The sequence below is a fragment of the Rufibacter ruber genome (assembly GCF_014138425.1).
GTDB lineage: Bacteria > Bacteroidota > Bacteroidia > Cytophagales > Hymenobacteraceae > Nibribacter > Nibribacter ruber_C.
Genome location: NZ_JACJIQ010000009.1, coordinates 1 through 17,930, shown reverse-complemented (window position 1 = coordinate 17,930; position 17,930 = coordinate 1). Strand labels below are relative to the sequence as shown.

Below are 17,930 nucleotides of genomic sequence, written 5' to 3'. Positions count from 1 at the left end.
TCCAGAAACATCCAAAAATAACCAACCATATGGAGACAGCCACTGATTTAAAAAAAGACACCCCCGTAGACTTTCTGCCGCTCAACGGCACAGATTACCTGGAGTTCTACGTAGGCAACGCCAAGCAGAGCGCCTACTACTACCAAAGCGCGTTTGGGTATGAGCTGGTGGCCTATGCCGGGCCAGAGACAGGCGTGCGCGACCGGGCTTCTTATGTGTTGCAGCAAGGCAAGGTGCGGCTGGTGCTCACCACGTCTTTGCAACCAGATTCTGCTATTTCTGAGCACGTGCGCCTGCACGGTGACGGCGTAAAGGTCATGGCGCTGTGGGTAGAAGACGCGTACAAAGCCTACGAGGAAACCACCCGGCGCGGGGCCAAATCGGCGGGGGAGCCACAGACCCTCACAGATGAGTTTGGCGAGGTAAAAATCGCCTCTATCTACACCTATGGCGAAACCGTGCACACGTTTGTGGAGCGCAAGAACTATACCGGCGCCTTCATGCCCGGCTATGTGGCCCGCAAAAGCAACATGCCCATCACGCCGGTGGGCTTCAAACACGTAGACCACTGCGTGGGCAACGTGGGCTGGGGCGAGATGAACCAGTGGGTAGATTTCTACGCGCAGGTAATGGGCTTCCAGCTGCTGCTCACCTTTGATGATGAAGATATTTCCACTGAGTATTCGGCGCTCATGAGCAAGGTGATGAGCAACGGCAACGGCTACGTGAAATTCCCCATCAACGAGCCCGCTGAGGGCAAGAAGAAATCGCAGATTGAGGAGTACCTTGACTTCTACCACGGCCCCGGCGTGCAGCACATTGCCATTGCCACAGATGACATTGTGCACACCGTGGGGGAACTGCGGCGGCGCGGCGTAGAATTCCTGAGTGTGCCCGGCTCCTATTATGAAGACCTGCTGGAGCGCGTGGGCAACATTGATGAAGACCTCAAACCGCTCCAGGACCTGAACATTCTGGTAGACCGTGACAATGAGGGGTACCTGCTCCAGATCTTTACCAAACCCGTAGAAGACAGACCCACGGTGTTCTATGAGATCATTCAGCGCAAAGGGGCCAAATCCTTCGGGAAAGGCAATTTCAAGGCCCTGTTTGAGTCTATTGAGCGCGAACAGGCGCTGCGCGGAAATTTATAAAACCCGTACCCGCTTTTTTGAGTAGTACCAGTAGGTGCGTTTTTGGCCTCGTTTTCAGAAAACAGGCCAAAAACGCACTTTCGTTTACCTGCGGCCGGTAATTGGCGGGCAACCCTCCTCCCGGCCAATCCAGGCAGAAGACGGGTGGCAAACCTTAAAAGCAGGCATTCCATTCCGCTGTGCGGATGGGAAAAAAGAATTTACTATTATTGAACCATTAAATACAAAAAACACGAAGCTGTTTTGGGGCTGGTTTCGTAAAAACAGGCCTAAAACGCATTTCCTTTTCTCTACTATCACTATGGAAAACCATCTTTCACTGGAACCGGCGGTACAGACCAAAATCAACGCGTGGCTGGAAGGCGGCTATGACGCCGACACCAAAGCTGAATTACAGAAGATCATTGACGCCGGTGACGCCGACACCCTCACCGATTCCTTCTACAAAGACCTGGAGTTTGGCACCGGCGGTCTGCGCGGCATCATGGGCGTGGGCAGCAACCGCATGAACCGCTACACCGTGGGCATGGCCACGCAGGGGCTGAGCAACTACCTGCTCAAGTCGTTCCCGGAGCAGCAGATCAGCGTGGCCATTGCTCATGACAGCCGCAACAACTCAGATGTGTTTGCCAACGTGGTGGCAGATGTGTTCAGCGCCAACGGCATAAAAGTGTACTTCTTCAAAGAGCTTAGGCCCACGCCCGAGCTGTCTTTCGCCATCAGGCATTTAGGTTGCCAGAGCGGCGTTGTCTTGACGGCTTCACACAACCCCAAAGAATACAACGGCTACAAGGCCTACTGGAATGACGGCGGGCAGGTAACCGCCCCGCATGACAAGAACATCATTGCCGAGGTGAACAAGATCCAGAGCGTTGAGCAGGTGAAGTTTGAGCGCAATGAGGCGAACATAGAGTTCATTCTGGACGAAGTAGACCAGGCGTACCTGGACAAAGTGGCCACGCTGTCAGTAGACCCGGCCATGATTCAGCGCCAGAAAGACCTCAAAATTGTCTTCACCCCTATTCACGGCACGGGTATCACCTTAGTACCGCGCGCGCTGGAGCGTTTTGGGTTTACCAATGTGCACGTGCTGGAGGCGCAGGCTACCCCAGATGGAAATTTCCCGACGGTAGTGTACCCCAACCCCGAGGAAAAAGACGCCATGAACCTGGCCATGCAAAAAGCAAGGGAACTGGATGCTGATTTAGTGCTGGCCACTGACCCAGACGCAGACCGCGTGGGCATTGCCGTGAAAGACCAGAAAGGAGAATGGGTGCTGCTCAACGGGAACCAAACCGCCGCCCTGCTCACCTACTACATCTTGCAGGCCTGGAAAAAAGCAGGCAAACTCACGGGCAAAGAATACGTGGTGAATACCATTGTGACCACAGACCTTATCAACCGCGTAGCTGAGGGCTTTGGCGTAGACTGCTATGAGACCCTCACCGGCTTCAAGTACATTGCCACCATCATGCGTGACAAAGAAGGCGAGGCCCAGTATATTTGCGGCGGTGAAGAGAGCTACGGCTTCTTGGTGGGAGACTTTGTGCGGGACAAAGATGCCGTTTCTTCCTGTGCCATGATTGCTGAAATGGTGGCGTCTGCCAAAGACCAGGGCAAGAGCCTGTTTGAGCTCATGATCCAGATGTACCAGGAGTTTGGCTTCTACAAAGAAGACCTGATCTCCCTGACCAAGAAAGGCCACCGCGGTGCCCAGGAAATTCAGGAGATGATGCAGGAGCTGCGCGAGAACCCGCCCCAGACCATTGCAGGTTCAGACGTGGAGGAGGTGATTGACTACAAGACCGGCTTCAGAAAGAACCTGAAGACTGGCCAGGAAACCGCTACCGGCCTGGAGAGCTCCAACGTGCTCCAATTCCTCACCGAAGACGGCACCAAGGTTTCGGCCAGGCCGTCTGGCACTGAGCCAAAGATCAAATTCTACTTCAGCGTGCGGGAGCCGTTGGCCACTGCGGGTGAGTTTGAGCAGGTGGGCCAGAAACTGGACCAGAAAATACAGCAGATCATTTCTGATCTAAAGCTGAAGTAGACCTCAGTTTCTCAACTAGTCACCCCAAGAAAACCCTTTTGGAATGCGTCCAAAAGGGTTTTCTGTTTTCAGGCTGTTTTCAGAAAAACAGGCCGAAAACAGATATGAAATAAAAGCCAGCCGCCCTTCCCGTACATTCTGTTTTTAGCCTGATTTTGAAAAAACAGGCCAAAAACAGAACGTACAGAAACCTCCCCGGCCCCGGGCTTTTCTGTTCCTCCGCACTATTCGGCACTTCTGATGACCTGAGATCAAAGATTCCCGTTAAAGACAGGAAACCTGTTTTGAAACTGTTTTCAAACCTTTGACCTATGAGTTCGCAGCAACCCAATTTAAGCACCACCAAAAGCTTTGAAGAAGCCGCTATTGCCAAACCAGACCAAAATCCTTTGCCCCGGGCAATCCTCAGGCCCAACAACTATTTCCTGCTAGACGGGGAATGGAAGTTTGAGCTGGATACCGACGACAGAGGCCTGCGCGAGTCCTGGTTTCTGGGCCACAACTATGCCCATACCGCCAACTGGCCTGGATCTGTGGAAGAGCACCTGGCTCAGGCCAAAGGCCAGATACAAGAAGGGCCGGCGTGGCATGACAAAGTGGTGGTGTGGTATGAGCGGGAATTCCCCAGGCCCCAGCGCGGTGAAAAGAATGAGAACACCATGTTCCAAATCACTTTTGGTGCGTGCGGCTATGAAACCAGGGTCTGGCTCAACGGTCGGCTCCTGACCTCAGTTGAGGGCGAAGATGTGCACTACGGTGAGTACACCTCCTTTTCGTATGAGCTGAACGAAGAACACCTGCTCCCCGTGAACTGGCTCACCGTACGCATAGCAGACACCATGGACGCTGAGATACCGCGCGGAAAGCAGGAGTCACACGTGTACAAACGGGGCGGTATCTGGTATCAGACCTATACCGGTGCCGTACGCAGCGTCTGGATGGAAACCGTTGAGCGCAACCGTCTGCGGTCACGCATTGGGGTGCAGAGCATTATTGAAGACTCCTTGGTGCGCTTTACCTTCACTTCCCGCATTCATGACCCCGGCATGTACACGCTCCGGCTGCAGGTGTTTGAACAGGACAGTGACAGCCCTGAACCGTTTGCCACCTCAGATTACCTGTTAAAGCTCAGTGAAGGGCAAAAGCTCCAGAACGTGGTCATGCAGATTCCTAACGCCCAGCTCTGGAGCCCTGAGCACCCAAAGCTGTACCGGCTGGTGGCCCAGCTCATAGACGCCAACGGCTACACCGCCGAAATTCAGGGCCATTTTGGCATGCGTAAAATTGAGGCGCGGGGCCGTCATATCTACCTGAACAACCAGGAGATTTACATTGACGGAATTCTGTACCAGCCCGGCACCGCCACCTATGAGGAAATGCGCCGCCACATGTACGCCATGAAAGAACTGGGTTGCAACCTGGTGCGGGTGCACATAGCCGGGGTTGACCCGCGCATCTACAACCTGGCAGATGAAATTGGCCTCCTGCTTTGGGTGGAAGTCCCCAGTCCGCACAGCTCCACCCAGAAGAGCCGGGAAAACCATTACGCAGAGCTCCTCAGAATGCTGGCCCTGATTGAGACCAACCCGTCTGTGATCATCTGGTCCCTTTACAATGAAGACTGGGGTGCCCAGGACATTGCCACCAACCCAGAAACCCGCCAGTACATCATGGACACCTTCCATTACATGAAGATCAGGTATCCGCAGTTTCTGGTGGTAGACAATGACGGGTGGCAGCACATCTCGTATGAAGGCAAGCTGAAGTCAGACATGCTGACCGCCCACGTGTACACCCCAGAGGTGGACCGCTGGTGTGAAGTGCTTGACCAGATCACCGAAGGCCAGATGGAAGGGGTTGCCGCTTTCCCACTGGTGGTGGGGGACCAGTATTTCTACCGGGGCCAGACCCCCGTGATCATTAGCGAATGGGGAGGTTTCGGGTTCTCTGACTACGGCGGGCCCAATGACCTGGAGGAACGCGCTGACCGCATCAGGGTCTTCAAGGAGGAGATGCGCAAACGCCCTATAGCCGGTGATGTGTATACCCAGGCCACCAACATTGAAGACGAGCGAAACGGTTTGATAGACCCCCACACCGGCGAACTCTCTGTACCGGCTGGTCTTTTGAATTCCAGAAAATAGTCCCGGTTTGGGTGATCTTTCTGCAAAAAAAGATCACCCAAGCTTTTTTCCATCTCTTCCCTTCCACCGTATGAAAGTTAAACTACTACTGCTCCACTCCCTCCTTCTGTGCTGCCTTCTGTTGAATGCCTGCAGTGAAGATGACCATGAGGAGAATGGCCCCGCTGGCACCATCACGGCCCAGATAAACGGCCAGGACTGGAAAGCCGTCCGGGTGTCGGCGGCTTACAATGAAGCGTACCAGGACTTGCTCTTAGGGGGCGAAAGCGCCAGCGGCGAAGGAATTTCCCTTGCCATTGACAATGTGACCGGCACGGGCACCTTTACCGGCAACTCCAGCGGGATTGTGGTAGGCACCTACCTGAGCGGCAACTCCAATGAGCAGTGGAGCTCTTTCCTGAACGGAGACTGTCTCATCAATGTCACCAAATTTGATAAATCCAGCAGAACCATTTCCGGCACCTTTGAGTTTGTTGGCGAAAATGACAGCCAAACCTCCATCAAAACCATCACGGGAGGCAAATTTACAGACGTGCGGTTTGAGCCCTTTTAAAGGAGACAGAGCAGCCACAAAAACCTTATGCCTTACAAGTTGTCTTTATAACAGAACCAGAAGTAACCTATGACTATTCAAAAATACTTTGTCTGCCTGCTCCTGCTGCTGGCAGGAACGGCCCAGGCCCAGCAACTGGCACCGGCTGAAAAAATAGAAACCAAAAAAGGCACCCTTACTGTTCAGCCTATCCTGCACGCCAGCCTGGCGCTGCAATGGGACAATAAAACCATTTATGTAGACCCTACAGGCGGTGCCAAAGCATTTGCCGGGATGACCGACCCGGACCTCATCCTGATCACAGACATTCACGGGGACCACCTGGACCTGAAAACCCTGGAAGCCCTGAATACCAGCAAAGCCAGAATCATAGCCCCTCAGGCAGTTGTGAACCAGCTTCCTGAAAGCATGAAGGCCAAGGCGGTGGTACTGACCAACGGCGAAAAAACCACTCAGCTCTCCATCCCCATCACGGCGGTGCCCATGTACAACCTCCCGGAAACCGCCGACTCCCGCCACCCCAAAGGGCGCGGAAACGGGTACGTGCTGGAAATGGGGGGCAAGCGCATCTATCTGTCCGGTGACACAGAAGACATCCCAGAAATGCGTTCCCTCAAAGACATTGACGTGGCGTTTGTGTGCATGAACCTCCCCTACACCATGGATATCAACCAGGCCGCCGCGGCCGTGCTGGCTTTTAAACCTAACGTAGTCATTCCCTATCACTATCGCGGGCAAAACGGGTTAAGTGACGTAGCAGCTTTCAAGCAGCTGGTGGCAGACGGGAAGAAAAAAATAGAGGTGAGGCTCCTACAGTGGTATCCTGAGAAATAAAGTCTCTTTCGTACCCACACACACGTACCACCGCGCCAGCAGTACTGGAGCAGACTCCTGTTTTCGGGCTGTTTTTCTGAAAACAGCCCGAAAACAGGAGTTACAAAACAAGAAAGCCGGACCTGCTTTTGGGCAAGTCCGGCTTTCTTGTTAGGCAGTAGTGTTAAATACGGGTGGGATCGTTTTCAGAGGGTTCTGTCTCATCACTGCCAAAAGGCTGGTCTGAGCTTCGCACGCCGTTAACGCTGCCGTCCATCTCCTCATAGCTCCCCTCAAATTCAAAACCGGGGCCTTGGGCAAAAGACTCAGTGTCTGTACGGTCATTCGCGCCGTAGCCGGTGATCTCATTACCGCCAATGTGCAGGTTCTCCAGCTTATCTTTCTGGTCATTGCGTTCGGTGTCTCCCCCGGGCCCAATGTTGCGTTTAGCGGTAGGGTCTGGATGGTTGCCGGGTGCATTGCGCTGATGGCTCTCATCATGGATATTGCCGGGGCTATCTGGGTTTTGCCTATCTTCGTCTCTGGTGTCCATAGTTCTAGTGGTTAGTTTCTGGTTTATGTACGCAGAGCAGAAAGGCTGGTTCTAAATCAGAGGTAGAGACACCACGCTGGTCTACCGGAAGAATGAAAAGGGAAAACCGTAGCTGGAGCCGAACCGGTAAATCATAGACTTACTTTTTCTTTCCCTTCTTGCCCTTTTTGCCTTTATACTTCCCTTCTTTCAAAGCCTTTTTCTGCTGCCCCGGGGCAAACTCCTTGGCAGACTGCGCACCTACTACTTTTTTTGCCTGCCCCGGGGGCATTCCGGCGGTTGATGGTTCTGAACCAGGCAAATAGATTCCTGTTGTGCGTACTCCGGGGTGCTGGCTCTTAGATGTTCTGGTTGAGGAGGGAGTGCGGGAGCTGCTGGTATTTCTGGAGCTGGAACAGCCAACCGTACTTACCAGAAACAGGATTAAAACCACTGCCTGCACGTAAAACTGCTTTTTCATAAATAGAAGCCAATAGGGTGAAACGGTTACTTTAGAGTAGCTGACACAAGAATAAAGCCAGAAATGAAGTTACTATGTCTTTATACCACTCTTAGAAGATGGGTGTGTTACGAACAAGATCGTTCATGGTTGCCCCCCTATATCTTTCTGAACCTGCAGCAGCTACTTCCCAACAGCTGCTGTTTCATTTGAAGGCTGCAATTCTTTCAGGACCAATACCTATATTAGTACCTCAGCAAAGAAAAGGAATTTCTTACTCTGAAAATGAAACCCTTGTTTTCAGCAAATGCGAGAGAGTCACATTACCGCTTACTGTACGCTGCCTTATTACTTACAACACAAACAAACTTTTATGAAAAACTTAGTCTTATCTAAACGGCCTAAGGTGGCTCTTTGGCTGCTGGCGCTCTCCTTGTCCAGCCCCGTGGTAGCCCAAGGCCCCAAAGATTTAAACGTGACGTACCAGCGTCCCGCTGAGGCAATTGCCAAACTGATTGAAGCCCCCGCCACCCCGTCCGTATCCTTTGACGCCAAAGGCGAATGGATGCTGGTCATGGAGCGGCCGGGCTATCCTTCCATAGAAGAGGTTGCTGCCCCTGAAGCCCGCATTGGCGGACTCCGGATCAATCCGGCGGTAAACGGTGCCAGCCGGGGATCTTCGTTCAACAGCCTTCTACTGAAGAAAGTAAAGGGGGGGCAGGAGTTCCCGGTACAGGGCCTTCCGTCCAACCCCAAGATTTCTGATGTCACCTGGTCACCAGATGAGAAGCAGGTGGCGTTTCTCAACACCGCACACAACGGCATTGAGCTCTGGGTGTTGAATGTGCAGGACAGAGCCGTGAAGAAGCTGACCGCAGCGCAGGTGAATGATGCCTATGGGAACGCTTTTACCTGGACTCCAGACAGCAAAGCCTTGTTGGTGAAACTTGTAAACCCCTCCCGCGGCGAGGCTCCCAAGTCAAACACCACCCCGGCAGGTCCCGTGATCCAGGAAAACCTGGGCAAGACTGCCCCTTCCCGCACCTATCAGGACCTGCTCAAGAATAGACAGGATGAAGCCCTCTTTGACTATTACCTCAACAGCCAATTGGTGCAGGTGAGTTTAGACGGAAAGCAGACACCGGTGGGCGTGCAGGGGGTGATCCGGTCCTTTGATGTGTCGCCAGACGGGCAGTACCTGCTGGTGGCTACCACCCACCGCCCCTACTCTTACCTGGTGCCCTCCTACCTGTTCCCCTACTCGGTTCAGGTGCTGGACCGCCAGGGGAAACTGGTGAAACAGATCGCTGATATTCCGTTGGGGGAAAATATTCCGGTAGGTTTTAATGCGGTGGCGGCCGGCCCCAGAAATGTGGCCTGGCGCCCTGACCAACCTGCTTCCTTGTACTGGGTAGAAGCCCAGGATGGCGGTGATGATAAAAAAGAGGTGCCTGTAAGGGACCTGGTGTACACCCAGCCCGCTCCGTTTACCGCCGCACCGGTGGCCATTGCGGGTACTAAACTCCGTTACAGCGGAATTACCTGGGGCAACAATGATTTGGCTATTGTCACAGAGCGTTGGTGGCGAACCCGCCAGGAGCGCCGCACCCGTATAAAGCCCAGCCAACCCAATGCCCAGCCCTCCCTGCTTCTGGAACGCTCCTATGAAGACCTTTACACAGACCCGGGTTCACCTGTCATGGTAAAGAACCAGTACGGCCGCAACGTTCTTCTCACAGACAAGTCTGGCAACCTGTTCATGATCAGTGAGGGAGGTTCTCCGCAGGGAAACCGCCCTTTCCTGAGCAAGTTCAACCTGAATACCCGTAAGAATGACATTCTATGGCGGTCAGAGGCACCGTACTATGAGCGTCCGGTTGATGTGCTGGACCCAGAGAAAGGGCTGTTTATTACCCGCCGCGAATCTGAAAATGACCCGCCCAATTATTTCCTTCGCACCGTTGGCGCTAAGAAACTGACAGCGGTAACCAAATTCCCGCATCCGGCCCCAGAATTGATTGGGGTAGAGAAACAACTGCTCACCTACAAACGCAATGACGGGGTTACCCTCACGGCCACCCTGTACACCCCCAAAGGCTACAAAAAAGAACAGGGCCGTCTGCCTATGCTCCTTTGGGCGTACCCACGGGAATTCAAAGACGCCGCGGCGGCCGGACAGGTGAAAAGTTCACCGTATGAGTTTACCCGCATCAGCTATGGCTCCCCCTTGTTCTGGGTTACCAGAGGCTATGCCGTTTTAGACCGTACAGACATTCCTATTGTGGGCGAAGGCAATGCCGAACCGAATGACACCTACGTTGAGCAGTTGGTGGCCAGTGCCAAAGCGGCAATTGATGAAGTCACCAAAATGGGAATTGCTGACCCTGCCCGCGTAGGCGTGGGAGGTCATTCATACGGGGCCTTCATGACCGCAAACTTACTGGCCCACTCTAACTTGTTTGCCGCCGGTATTGCCAGAAGCGGTGCCTATAACCGCACCTTAACGCCCTTCGGATTCCAGGCTGAGGAACGCACGTTCTGGCAGGCGCCTGAGGTGTATGCGAAAATGTCGCCGTTTAATTATGCTGACAAGATCAAAACCCCGCTCCTGCTCATTCACGGGGAAGCCGACAACAACTCCGGCACTTTCCCCATCCAAAGTGAGCGCTTCTACAATGCCTTAAAAGGCCATGGCGCCACCACCCGCTATGTAGTACTGCCCGCTGAGAGCCACGGCTACGGAGCCAAAGAATCAATCATGCACATGCTCTGGGAGATGGACCAGTGGCTGGAGAAGTATGTAAAAAACAAGCCCCAACCGCAGACCATGCGGTAGAAGTCTTCTGGTGAGAAAACAAAGAAGCTGTTTAGAGTTTTGGTAACTGCCAGGCAAAGGCTACCGGATAAGGTATTTCATATTCCAGTGGTTTCTGTTTTCGGGCTGTTTTCTGAAAAACAGCCCGAAAACAGAAATTAAATTCTCTGCAAAACATCTTTCTGTCTAAACTCTAAACAGCTTCTAAGTCAAAAAGAGAGGGTTCCTTCACGCAAAGGAACCCTCTCTTTTTTGCTTCAACTGATCTATCCTTCTGCTATGTTTCTCAAGCCACCTACAGCTTGACAAGTGGCAACAAATAATTAGCAATAGATTATCAGCAGCAAACACTTCTGCCCATGACTGATGTGCGCAGCACGGGCTCGTCTCAGGCTAGCGGATCTGCACCAGTTTGCAGAGACAGACAAAGCAAGAGAAGCTGATCAGGAAAGGAACAGAACCCAGTCGTGGGGATGAGCGCCTCTGGTTATCGGTGCTGCTTTAGCAGCAAAACCGAAGGTTTAGAGAAGCAGCAGTGCGAATCGCCACGACGGGGCCCCGCGGCCGTGAGCGCTTACCGGAAAAGATGAAACAGAAAAGTGATGTCGCCCCGGAGCAAACGGCAAGGCCAGGGGATCAGCGAACCAAGCATTCCAACAGCAGCAATTCAACAAAACAGCTAGTGAGGCACTGCAGCAAACACCAAAGCCAGGGGAACAGCAAACCACGCATTCCAACAGCACCAATCATGTGATCACCTGACAAAACTACCAGATTACCCAAGCAAACACCTAATCAAAAAGCAACTAAACCTTCAGTGAACCAGCACCACTCCATTAATCAGATGACTCAGAAAAACCTCCCTCTTACTTCTCAGACTGCATCAGCAAAAACCTTCTATACGCCATAAAAACCCCAGATTTTGAGACAAACCCCACATACTGGCCCTGGTCTACCACCGGCAGGTTCCAGGCGCCGGTGTGGTCAAATTTGTGCATTACACTGGGCATCTCCTCGTGCATGTCTACAAACTCGGGCGGGAGCTTCATCAGTTGCCTGGCAGTAAGCTGATCATAGAGTTCCGGTTTGAACATGACCTCCTTCAGGTCATCTAGCAGGATGATCCCTTGCAGGTGTTTGTCTTCCGGTGACACCACCGGAAAAAGGCTTCGCTTGGTATGCGTTACGGCCTCCACAATTTTCCCCAAAGAAGTCTGCGGACTCAGCTCATGGAAATTCCGTTCAATGAGCTGCTCCAGCGAAATGGAGCGCAAGATGTTGAGATCACGGTTTTGGGTGAGGATCTGCCCTTTTTTGGCCAGCTCCCGGGTGTCCATGGGGAACTGCTCAAACCAGCGCACCAGCGCGTAGCTGGTGGCCGCCACCACCATGAGGGGAACAATCAGATCATAGCCGTTGGTGATTTCGGCAATCAGGAACACCCCGGTGAGCGGCGCGTACATCACCCCGGCCAGAATGCCCGCCATGCCTACCACGGTAAAATTATCTTCGGGCAGGCGCACAGAAGAAACCATGTTCACCAGCCGCGAAAAAAAGAACCCCACGTAGCCACCCACAAATAGGGAAGGCGCAAAATTGCCCCCGTTTCCGCCCCCGGCCAGGGTGACCGAGGTGGCCACCACTTTCACCAGGGCAATGGCTCCCACAAAGAACAGCACAAACCACCGGTTGTCCTGCATCTGCTCATACAGCTCGGGCTGGAAGAGGGTGTGCAGCTGGCCCTGGGAGAGGGCTTTGATGCTCTCATACCCTTCACCAAACAACGGCGGAAATATAAATATCAATAGCCCCAGGATGGCCCCGCCAATCAGCGCTTTGGTGAATCTGCTTTCTTCGCCCATTCTGTGAAAGAGGCTCTCTACCTTGAGGGTGACCTGGGCATAATACACAGAGACCAGACCGCAGAAGATTCCCAGCAGCAGAAAGTACGGCAGGTTGTGGTAGTCAAACGGCTGCAGTGACCTGAAACTGAACAGCACCTCTTCGCGCATTAGAATGGTAGAGCAGAGCACCCCAGACACAGACGCCAGAATTAGCGGGATGAAAGCCGAAATGGTCACATCTGTAAGCAGAATCTCCAGCGCAAAGAGCAGGCCTGCTACCGGCGCATTGAAGACCGCGGCAATGCCTGCCGCGGCGCCACAGGCTAACAGCACCGTGCGCTCTTTGTAAGAGAAAAAAGGAGCCTTGCCCATATTGGAGCCAATGGCCGCGCCCGTCACTACAATGGGCGACTCCAGCCCCGCAGATCCCCCAAAGCCTACGGTAATGCCGCTGGTGAGCACATGTGAAAACATTTGGCTGCGCCGAAGTTTACTGGACCTCCTGGAAATAGCCACCAGCACCCGTGCCACCCCCCGCTCAAACCTGTTCCGGAAGAAAACCCTGATCACCAGCACCGTGAGCAGAATCCCCATCATGGGTAGCAGCAGGTAGATCTGGTTCTGGAAATAGCTGGGCCTGTTGGTCAACACCAGCTCTCTGATGGCATGGACCAGGTTCTTCAGGATAACCGCCGCCAACCCCGCCGTTATGCCCACCAGCACGCTGAATACCAGCAGCAGCTGCGTACGGGGCAACTTGCGCTGCAACCAGATAACGGCCGCCCTACCGGCTCTGTAAAAGGGGCTTTCAGCTCGTGATTTCCTCATGCACAACTTCTATCTCTTCTGGTGGGAATGCCTGGCAGTCTTCTCAGAACCGCCCTAAACGGCGGCGGCAGCTTTCACTCACTGCCCCTGCACCGGGTAAAATTAACTATTAAAGCCCCCGGATTTCTGTTTTTGGCCTGTTTTCTGAAAAACAGGCCAAAAACAGAAATCCGGACGACTGTGTTCGGAACTTCCTGCGCCCCTATTTTTTCACTCAGTTCACCCTTCTTTCTGGCATTGCACAGCATCTGTATTGATGCAGTAGCGCACCCGGCTGGGCGTTCTTTCATCCTGAAAAAGATGCCCCAGATGAAGCCCGCACCGGTGGCAGAGCAGCTGGATCCTTTCGCGGCCATAGGTGGTTAGCAGTTGCTGCTGCACGTTTTCGTCCAGGTGGGCCCAAAAACTGGGGAAGCCTGTTTTAGAGTCAAACTTCTGCTGCGCCGAAAACAACGCCTCTCCGCAGCGGCGGCAGTGGTAGGTGCCCTGCCCGCGCCCCTGCCTCTCCCACTCTATTTTCCGGTTTTCAAACATAGGGCTTCTGGCTGGGGTCTGGGGGTTCTGGCCGGTCCCACTCTTCTACCTCAAACGTAGTACCCGCCAATCTTACCATGAAAATCTGGTCAAAGCCTTCTGTAAAGCTGGGCGGGGTGAGTTTCTTCTGGCAGTCATACAGCCCCACGTCTTTGATGCGCTCCTTCCCTTCCCGCTGCCGGTTTCTGAGCAGCGCATCTGGCAGGCTGGTGTGAAAATAATACGCCACCACCTCATAGCGTTTTTCTTTGGCCAAATCAATGTATTTCTTCCGCTCCTGCGGCAACGGATTGGTGTTGTCTACCACAAACCTGGCGCTGGTCTGCAGGCAGGTTTTCAGGAACTGGCTTTCGCGGTGGCGGGTGCGCATCAGGTCCAGGCTGATGCGCACGTGGGTGTGAAAGAACCGCTGCTGGTAAAACGTAGACTTGCCCGCCGCCTGTATCCCTATGAAGATGACCGCCTGCACGTGTTCTCCCTTTCTGTAGCGGGAACCGCCTTAAGACTCCTGTGTAGCCGGCACAAACGCCATGGAGATGGAATTCACGCAGTGGCGGGTGTTTTTGGAGGTAAACCTCTCGCCCAGGAACACGTGCCCCAAATGGCCCCCACAGTTTGAGCAGACAATCTCGGTGCGCCTACCGTCAGCATCTGGTACGCGGGTGACCGACCCCGGAATCTCATCATCAAAACTCGGCCAGCCGCAGTGCGACTCAAATTTGTCTTCAGAACGGTACAGCGGCGCATTGCAGCGGCGGCAGATGTAGGTGCCCGGCTCTTTGGTGGTGTACAGTTTTCCGGTGAAAGGGCGCTCAGTGCCTTTGTGCAGGATCACATACTCCTCCTCCGGGGTGAGCTCGTTGTAATTTTTATCTTCGGTTGTCATGATAGTAGATTGCTTTCCCTATTTGTACTGGATTTTAGCGCTTCTCGTTACTTTGTCTCCAGGGGGGCAAAGATACGGCAGAATACGGCACGTGCGTTTTGGGGCTGTTTTTCAGAAAACAGCCCCAAAACAGATACGCCACTCACTATTGGAAATGAGTGGCATATCTGTTTTGGGAGTTTCTGTTTAAACGTTCCCCAGGCGGGAAAAATGGTTTTTCTTTTACCCTAACACATGCTGGGCCAGTACATTCTGCACATCATAGACATTCACTGACTTGTTGAACTTCTTCCTGATGCTGGGCTCCAGCTCACTGGAGATCCAGATCTTGAGTTCGGCATCCAGATCAAAGGTGCCAGCGGTTTCAATGCTGAAGCGGGAGATGTTTTTGTAGGCAATAGAAAGGTATTCTACCTTGCTCCCGGTGAGCCCCTGCCGGTCAACCAGAATCAGCCGTTTGGTAGTAAATATAAAAGTGTCGCGCAGCAGCCGGAAACCCAGTTCTATTTCCTCACCCGGCGTTAAAAGCCTACCATAGTCTTTTACTAACTCTTCCTGACGCACGGTACCCGCATTGCCCATAATGGCTGAAAAGAAACCCATAAGTTGATAAGGTTTAAGGTTAATGGATATGATTCAAATAACTGACTTACCTAAAGAAGATGGGCAGGCCTTTAACGTTTTACAGACCTCCCATGGCAGAAAAATGGCTCTTATTAGGTCTCGTTCTTTAGAGCATGTTTAAATTTGCCTTTTGCGCTGCAAACGGGTATCAAAAGAACCTGACTTCGCGGTTGACTCGCACCATAGCGCGCTGCTATGCTGCTCAAAAAACGCTACGCCAGAACCTTTCGCTCCCCGTTTTCGCTTGCAAAATCAAAATTTATACAAGCTCTTAGGAGCCGGTAACATGAGGTGGTGCGGCCTAAAAAATCAACGTGGAGACCTGCTCGCCACCACTCCTAGCCAGAACCTTACGTTTGTACCCATCTAAAATGTACTGAAGGCGGAGCAGCCGCTAACAAGATACGGTTAAAAGCTTAAAAAAAGTACTTCCTGTTTCTGGCCTGTTATTGCAAAAACAGGCCAGAAACAGGAAGTACTTTTGCAGGCGGAGCAGGATTACTCCTTCACTTCGTTTTTCCCTTCGCCGTTGATCAACTCCACCGCCTTTTCCAGCAGTTCGTCTCGCCGCTGGAGAATACCTTTCACGGTAGGTTGCACCTCCTCGTCTACCCGCACACCCAGGCGCTGGGTAACGGCATTGTTGGGGTAGTACACGCCATTGCCAGACACGCCAACCGTGTAATTGCCGGGCAGGGTGATTTTCTTCACGTCCCCGTCGGCGCCGGCAGATGGCTGGCCCAGCGTGATGCTGCCGGGGAAGAGCCGCTGCAGACTCATGGTATGCCATTCGCCAATGCTGTGGGTGGCCCCGTTCACCAGGAGCACCACCTTGCCAGGGTAGACAACATCTTCTGGGGTAATCTCGGTGGGGTAATACACCTCGGGCTGGGTGAGCAGCCGGTACGTACCCAGGTGGTGCGGGTTCAGCTGGTAGTACCGGGCAAAATAGTGGTTAGGCCTCCCAAATTTCTTGAACGCGTAGTAGTAGACAAAATCACTGTTGTCGGGTTCGCCGCGCATGTCAAAGATCATACCCTTGCCCTTGGCCGCCCGGGTAAAAAGAGAATCCATCAGGCGGAAGTCCTCCTCAGATGTTTCGTCTTTGATCATCCTGAACGTGTCATCAATCCTGAAATAAGCAATGCCCTTGGCCGCATACACCAGGCCTTTGTTCTTCTTGGCCGGCGGTGCCAGCTTCTTCTTAAAGTAGCTGTCAATGAGTTTGGCCTTGGCCGAAGCACTGGGGTCCATCAGCCGAAGGGTAGTGGTCAGTTGCTCTTCGCCCCGCGTGAGCCGCACCTGCATGACCGGGTCTTCTGACCGGAACAGCAGGTTGTCTCCCCACTCCCCCACCCGCGCCCACAGCGCTGATTCATTAGACACTGACAGCACGGCATTCAACGCCTGCCCCCACTCGCCCACCGCCACACTGTCCAGCGCCTCTATCACATCTCCCCGCCTGATATTGGACCGTTTGCAGAGCGCCTCGTCTATAATTGCGGTCACAATAATCTTCTGCTGGGCAAGCTGGTAGTCAAACGGCGGAAAGAAATGGTTCTTAAACAGTTTCTCGCGGTAGTGCAGCTGCCGGAAGAACGGATATGCCTGCGTGTCATCTAGCCGGGCGTTCACGGCCAGCAGCAGCCGCTCATACTGTTCACGGCTGCTGCACTGGGCAAACAGCGGGATGTACTGGCCCACTACGGCATCCCAGTTCTCGTCCAGCAAGTGCTTGTAAGGGTACAGGTAATCTATAAAGGCTTTGAGTTTGGCCAAGGCCAGCATGCGCAGCGGGTAAGGCAGGTTCTCCTCAGGCTTATAAGCGTATTCGGGCTCATGCGGCATGGTGCCGCCGAAGGGGTTGTTGCGCACGTAGGTGTAGTAATGCTTCTCCCCGGTAAACCGGTGCTCAAAGATCTGGTCCAGCAGTTTGCGGTTTTCAGAAGAGAGAAATTTGTTTTTGGTGCGCCAGGCCTCGTCCAGGTTCTTGAGCAGGAAGGCTCCCTTAGGTTCATTTTTCTGCGCCTTCACCTTCTCCCCCTGAGGCACGCCCACGGCCCGTAGCAGCTGCCGGAAAACCAAGTTGGCCTGCTTCTGGTTGGCCGCCGAATCTACTTTGGGCAGATACGCCAAAAACAGGGAATCTGCCTGTACCTGCCCCAGGGCCGAAGCCGGGTGGAAATATTTTACGAAGCCCCAGATCCGGAAGTAGTTCAGCTGTTTCTCGGTTTCAAACCCATCCTGGGCGGCGACTCCCAGGGGAGTTACCAGGTACAAACCAATAAGCAGCAGCAACCCGCCCCTGCCTATTTTATTAAAAAGAGATGTAACCAGAAAGTGTATAGATGCGGTCATGGAATTCAGAAAAGCTCCTCGCTTGTTTGTGCCTTTCGCAAACGGCCAGTGGGAACGTCTACAAGAAACAGAAACATGTTGGCATTTCCCATCGGCTGCGCCGAAACAATGATACCAGCGGGAAATGTGTTTGGCGCTTCTACGGGAGAAACCCTCCCTAATGTTCTGCCACTCCCCATATTTCCTGCTCAAGTTATTTACTAGTCTGCTGAAAAAATCTGTTTTGGGGCCGTTTTCTTACAATACTTCGGACAGTTTATGCTGCGATTCTGCCGAAGTTAAGGACACAGTCTGTTTTGTCCTTGTTATTTAAGTGGCTTTTGTCAAAACCGAAC

The 17,930-nt window shown here is 53.2% G+C and carries 13 protein-coding genes; 6 read left to right on the top strand and 7 right to left on the bottom strand.

Annotated elements, in window-relative coordinates; genetic code table 11:
- The first annotated feature begins 29 nt into the window (after positions 1-29).
- From hppD to FHS90_RS11760, 5 genes are all read left to right on the top strand, one after another.
- Entirely contained in the window at positions 30-1,154 is a 1,125-nt protein-coding gene (hppD, locus tag FHS90_RS11780) for a 4-hydroxyphenylpyruvate dioxygenase (protein WP_182513198.1), read from the top strand.
- Positions 1,155-1,455: 301 nt separating this feature from the next.
- Positions 1,456-3,204 (top strand): phospho-sugar mutase, encoded by a 1,749-nt coding sequence (locus FHS90_RS11775; RefSeq protein WP_182513197.1) that lies wholly within the window; start codon positions 1,456-1,458, stop codon positions 3,202-3,204.
- A 311-nt stretch (positions 3,205-3,515) separates the two neighbouring features.
- On the top strand, positions 3,516-5,348 hold the full coding sequence (locus FHS90_RS11770; protein ID WP_066829419.1) for a glycoside hydrolase family 2: 1,833 nt from the start codon (positions 3,516-3,518) through the stop codon (positions 5,346-5,348).
- A 70-nt stretch (positions 5,349-5,418) separates the two neighbouring features.
- Positions 5,419-5,901 carry a DUF6252 domain-containing protein gene (locus FHS90_RS11765; RefSeq protein ID WP_182513196.1) on the top strand — a complete coding sequence of 161 codons (483 nt, stop codon included), beginning with the start codon at positions 5,419-5,421 and terminating at the stop codon, positions 5,899-5,901.
- A 69-nt stretch (positions 5,902-5,970) separates the two neighbouring features.
- Positions 5,971-6,735: an MBL fold metallo-hydrolase gene (locus tag FHS90_RS11760; RefSeq protein WP_182513195.1), complete on the top strand. Its 765-nt coding sequence runs from the start codon at positions 5,971-5,973 to the stop codon at positions 6,733-6,735.
- Positions 6,736-6,898: 163 nt separating this feature from the next.
- On the opposite strand, the gene FHS90_RS11755 is transcribed toward FHS90_RS11760, so the two are convergent.
- A complete protein-coding gene (locus FHS90_RS11755; protein WP_182513194.1) occupies positions 6,899-7,267 on the bottom strand; it encodes a hypothetical protein in 369 nt (122 codons plus the stop codon).
- Between the two features lie 812 nt (positions 7,268-8,079).
- Here FHS90_RS11755 and FHS90_RS11750 point away from each other — a divergent pair.
- Positions 8,080-10,542: an alpha/beta hydrolase family protein gene (locus FHS90_RS11750; protein ID WP_182513193.1), complete on the top strand. Its 2,463-nt coding sequence runs from the start codon at positions 8,080-8,082 to the stop codon at positions 10,540-10,542.
- 845 nt (positions 10,543-11,387) lie between these two features.
- On the opposite strand, the gene FHS90_RS11745 is transcribed toward FHS90_RS11750, so the two are convergent.
- The 6 genes from FHS90_RS11745 to FHS90_RS11720 all read right to left on the bottom strand — a co-directional run bounded on the left by FHS90_RS11745 (position 11,388) and on the right by FHS90_RS11720 (position 17,595).
- Positions 11,388-13,193 carry a chloride channel protein gene (locus FHS90_RS11745; protein ID WP_182513192.1) on the bottom strand — a complete coding sequence of 602 codons (1,806 nt, stop codon included), beginning with the start codon at positions 13,191-13,193 and terminating at the stop codon, positions 11,388-11,390.
- Between the two features lie 219 nt (positions 13,194-13,412).
- Positions 13,413-13,727, bottom strand: coding sequence for a peptide-methionine (R)-S-oxide reductase (locus FHS90_RS11740; protein ID WP_182513191.1), 315 nt, complete (start codon positions 13,725-13,727; stop codon positions 13,413-13,415).
- The gene (locus FHS90_RS11735) at positions 13,720-14,196 is read right to left on the bottom strand and encodes an AAA family ATPase (protein ID WP_182513190.1); all 477 of its coding nucleotides are present in this window, start codon (positions 14,194-14,196) and stop codon (positions 13,720-13,722) included. Before FHS90_RS11735 ends, FHS90_RS11740 begins: the two co-directional genes overlap by 8 nt.
- Positions 14,197-14,226: 30 nt before the next feature.
- Positions 14,227-14,613 carry a methionine-R-sulfoxide reductase gene (locus tag FHS90_RS11730; RefSeq protein ID WP_182513189.1) on the bottom strand — a complete coding sequence of 129 codons (387 nt, stop codon included), beginning with the start codon at positions 14,611-14,613 and terminating at the stop codon, positions 14,227-14,229.
- A 222-nt stretch (positions 14,614-14,835) separates the two neighbouring features.
- Entirely contained in the window at positions 14,836-15,216 is a 381-nt protein-coding gene (locus tag FHS90_RS11725; RefSeq protein ID WP_066831993.1) for a PH domain-containing protein, read from the bottom strand.
- Positions 15,217-15,735: 519 nt separating this feature from the next.
- Positions 15,736-17,595, bottom strand: a complete 1,860-nt coding sequence (locus FHS90_RS11720) for a S41 family peptidase (RefSeq protein ID WP_182513188.1) — start codon at positions 17,593-17,595, stop codon at positions 15,736-15,738.
- Positions 17,596-17,930: the final 335 nt, after the last annotated feature.

Excerpts from the sequence above, each read along its gene's own strand:
- hppD (WP_182513198.1), top strand. The coding sequence starts at position 30 with ATGGAGACAGCCACTGATTTAAAAAAAGACACCCCCGTAGACTTTCTG.
- FHS90_RS11775 (WP_182513197.1), top strand. The coding sequence starts at position 1,456 with ATGGAAAACCATCTTTCACTGGAACCGGCGGTACAGACCAAAATCAAC.
- FHS90_RS11770 (WP_066829419.1), top strand. The coding sequence starts at position 3,516 with ATGAGTTCGCAGCAACCCAATTTAAGCACCACCAAAAGCTTTGAAGAA.
- FHS90_RS11765 (WP_182513196.1), top strand. The coding sequence starts at position 5,419 with ATGAAAGTTAAACTACTACTGCTCCACTCCCTCCTTCTGTGCTGCCTT.
- FHS90_RS11760 (WP_182513195.1), top strand. The coding sequence starts at position 5,971 with ATGACTATTCAAAAATACTTTGTCTGCCTGCTCCTGCTGCTGGCAGGA.
- FHS90_RS11755 (WP_182513194.1), bottom strand. The coding sequence starts at position 7,267 with ATGGACACCAGAGACGAAGATAGGCAAAACCCAGATAGCCCCGGCAAT.
- FHS90_RS11750 (WP_182513193.1), top strand. The coding sequence starts at position 8,080 with ATGAAAAACTTAGTCTTATCTAAACGGCCTAAGGTGGCTCTTTGGCTG.
- FHS90_RS11745 (WP_182513192.1), bottom strand. The coding sequence starts at position 13,193 with ATGAGGAAATCACGAGCTGAAAGCCCCTTTTACAGAGCCGGTAGGGCG.
- FHS90_RS11740 (WP_182513191.1), bottom strand. The coding sequence starts at position 13,727 with ATGTTTGAAAACCGGAAAATAGAGTGGGAGAGGCAGGGGCGCGGGCAG.
- FHS90_RS11730 (WP_182513189.1), bottom strand. The coding sequence starts at position 14,613 with ATGACAACCGAAGATAAAAATTACAACGAGCTCACCCCGGAGGAGGAG.
- FHS90_RS11725 (WP_066831993.1), bottom strand. The coding sequence starts at position 15,216 with ATGGGTTTCTTTTCAGCCATTATGGGCAATGCGGGTACCGTGCGTCAG.
- FHS90_RS11720 (WP_182513188.1), bottom strand. The coding sequence starts at position 17,595 with ATGACCGCATCTATACACTTTCTGGTTACATCTCTTTTTAATAAAATA.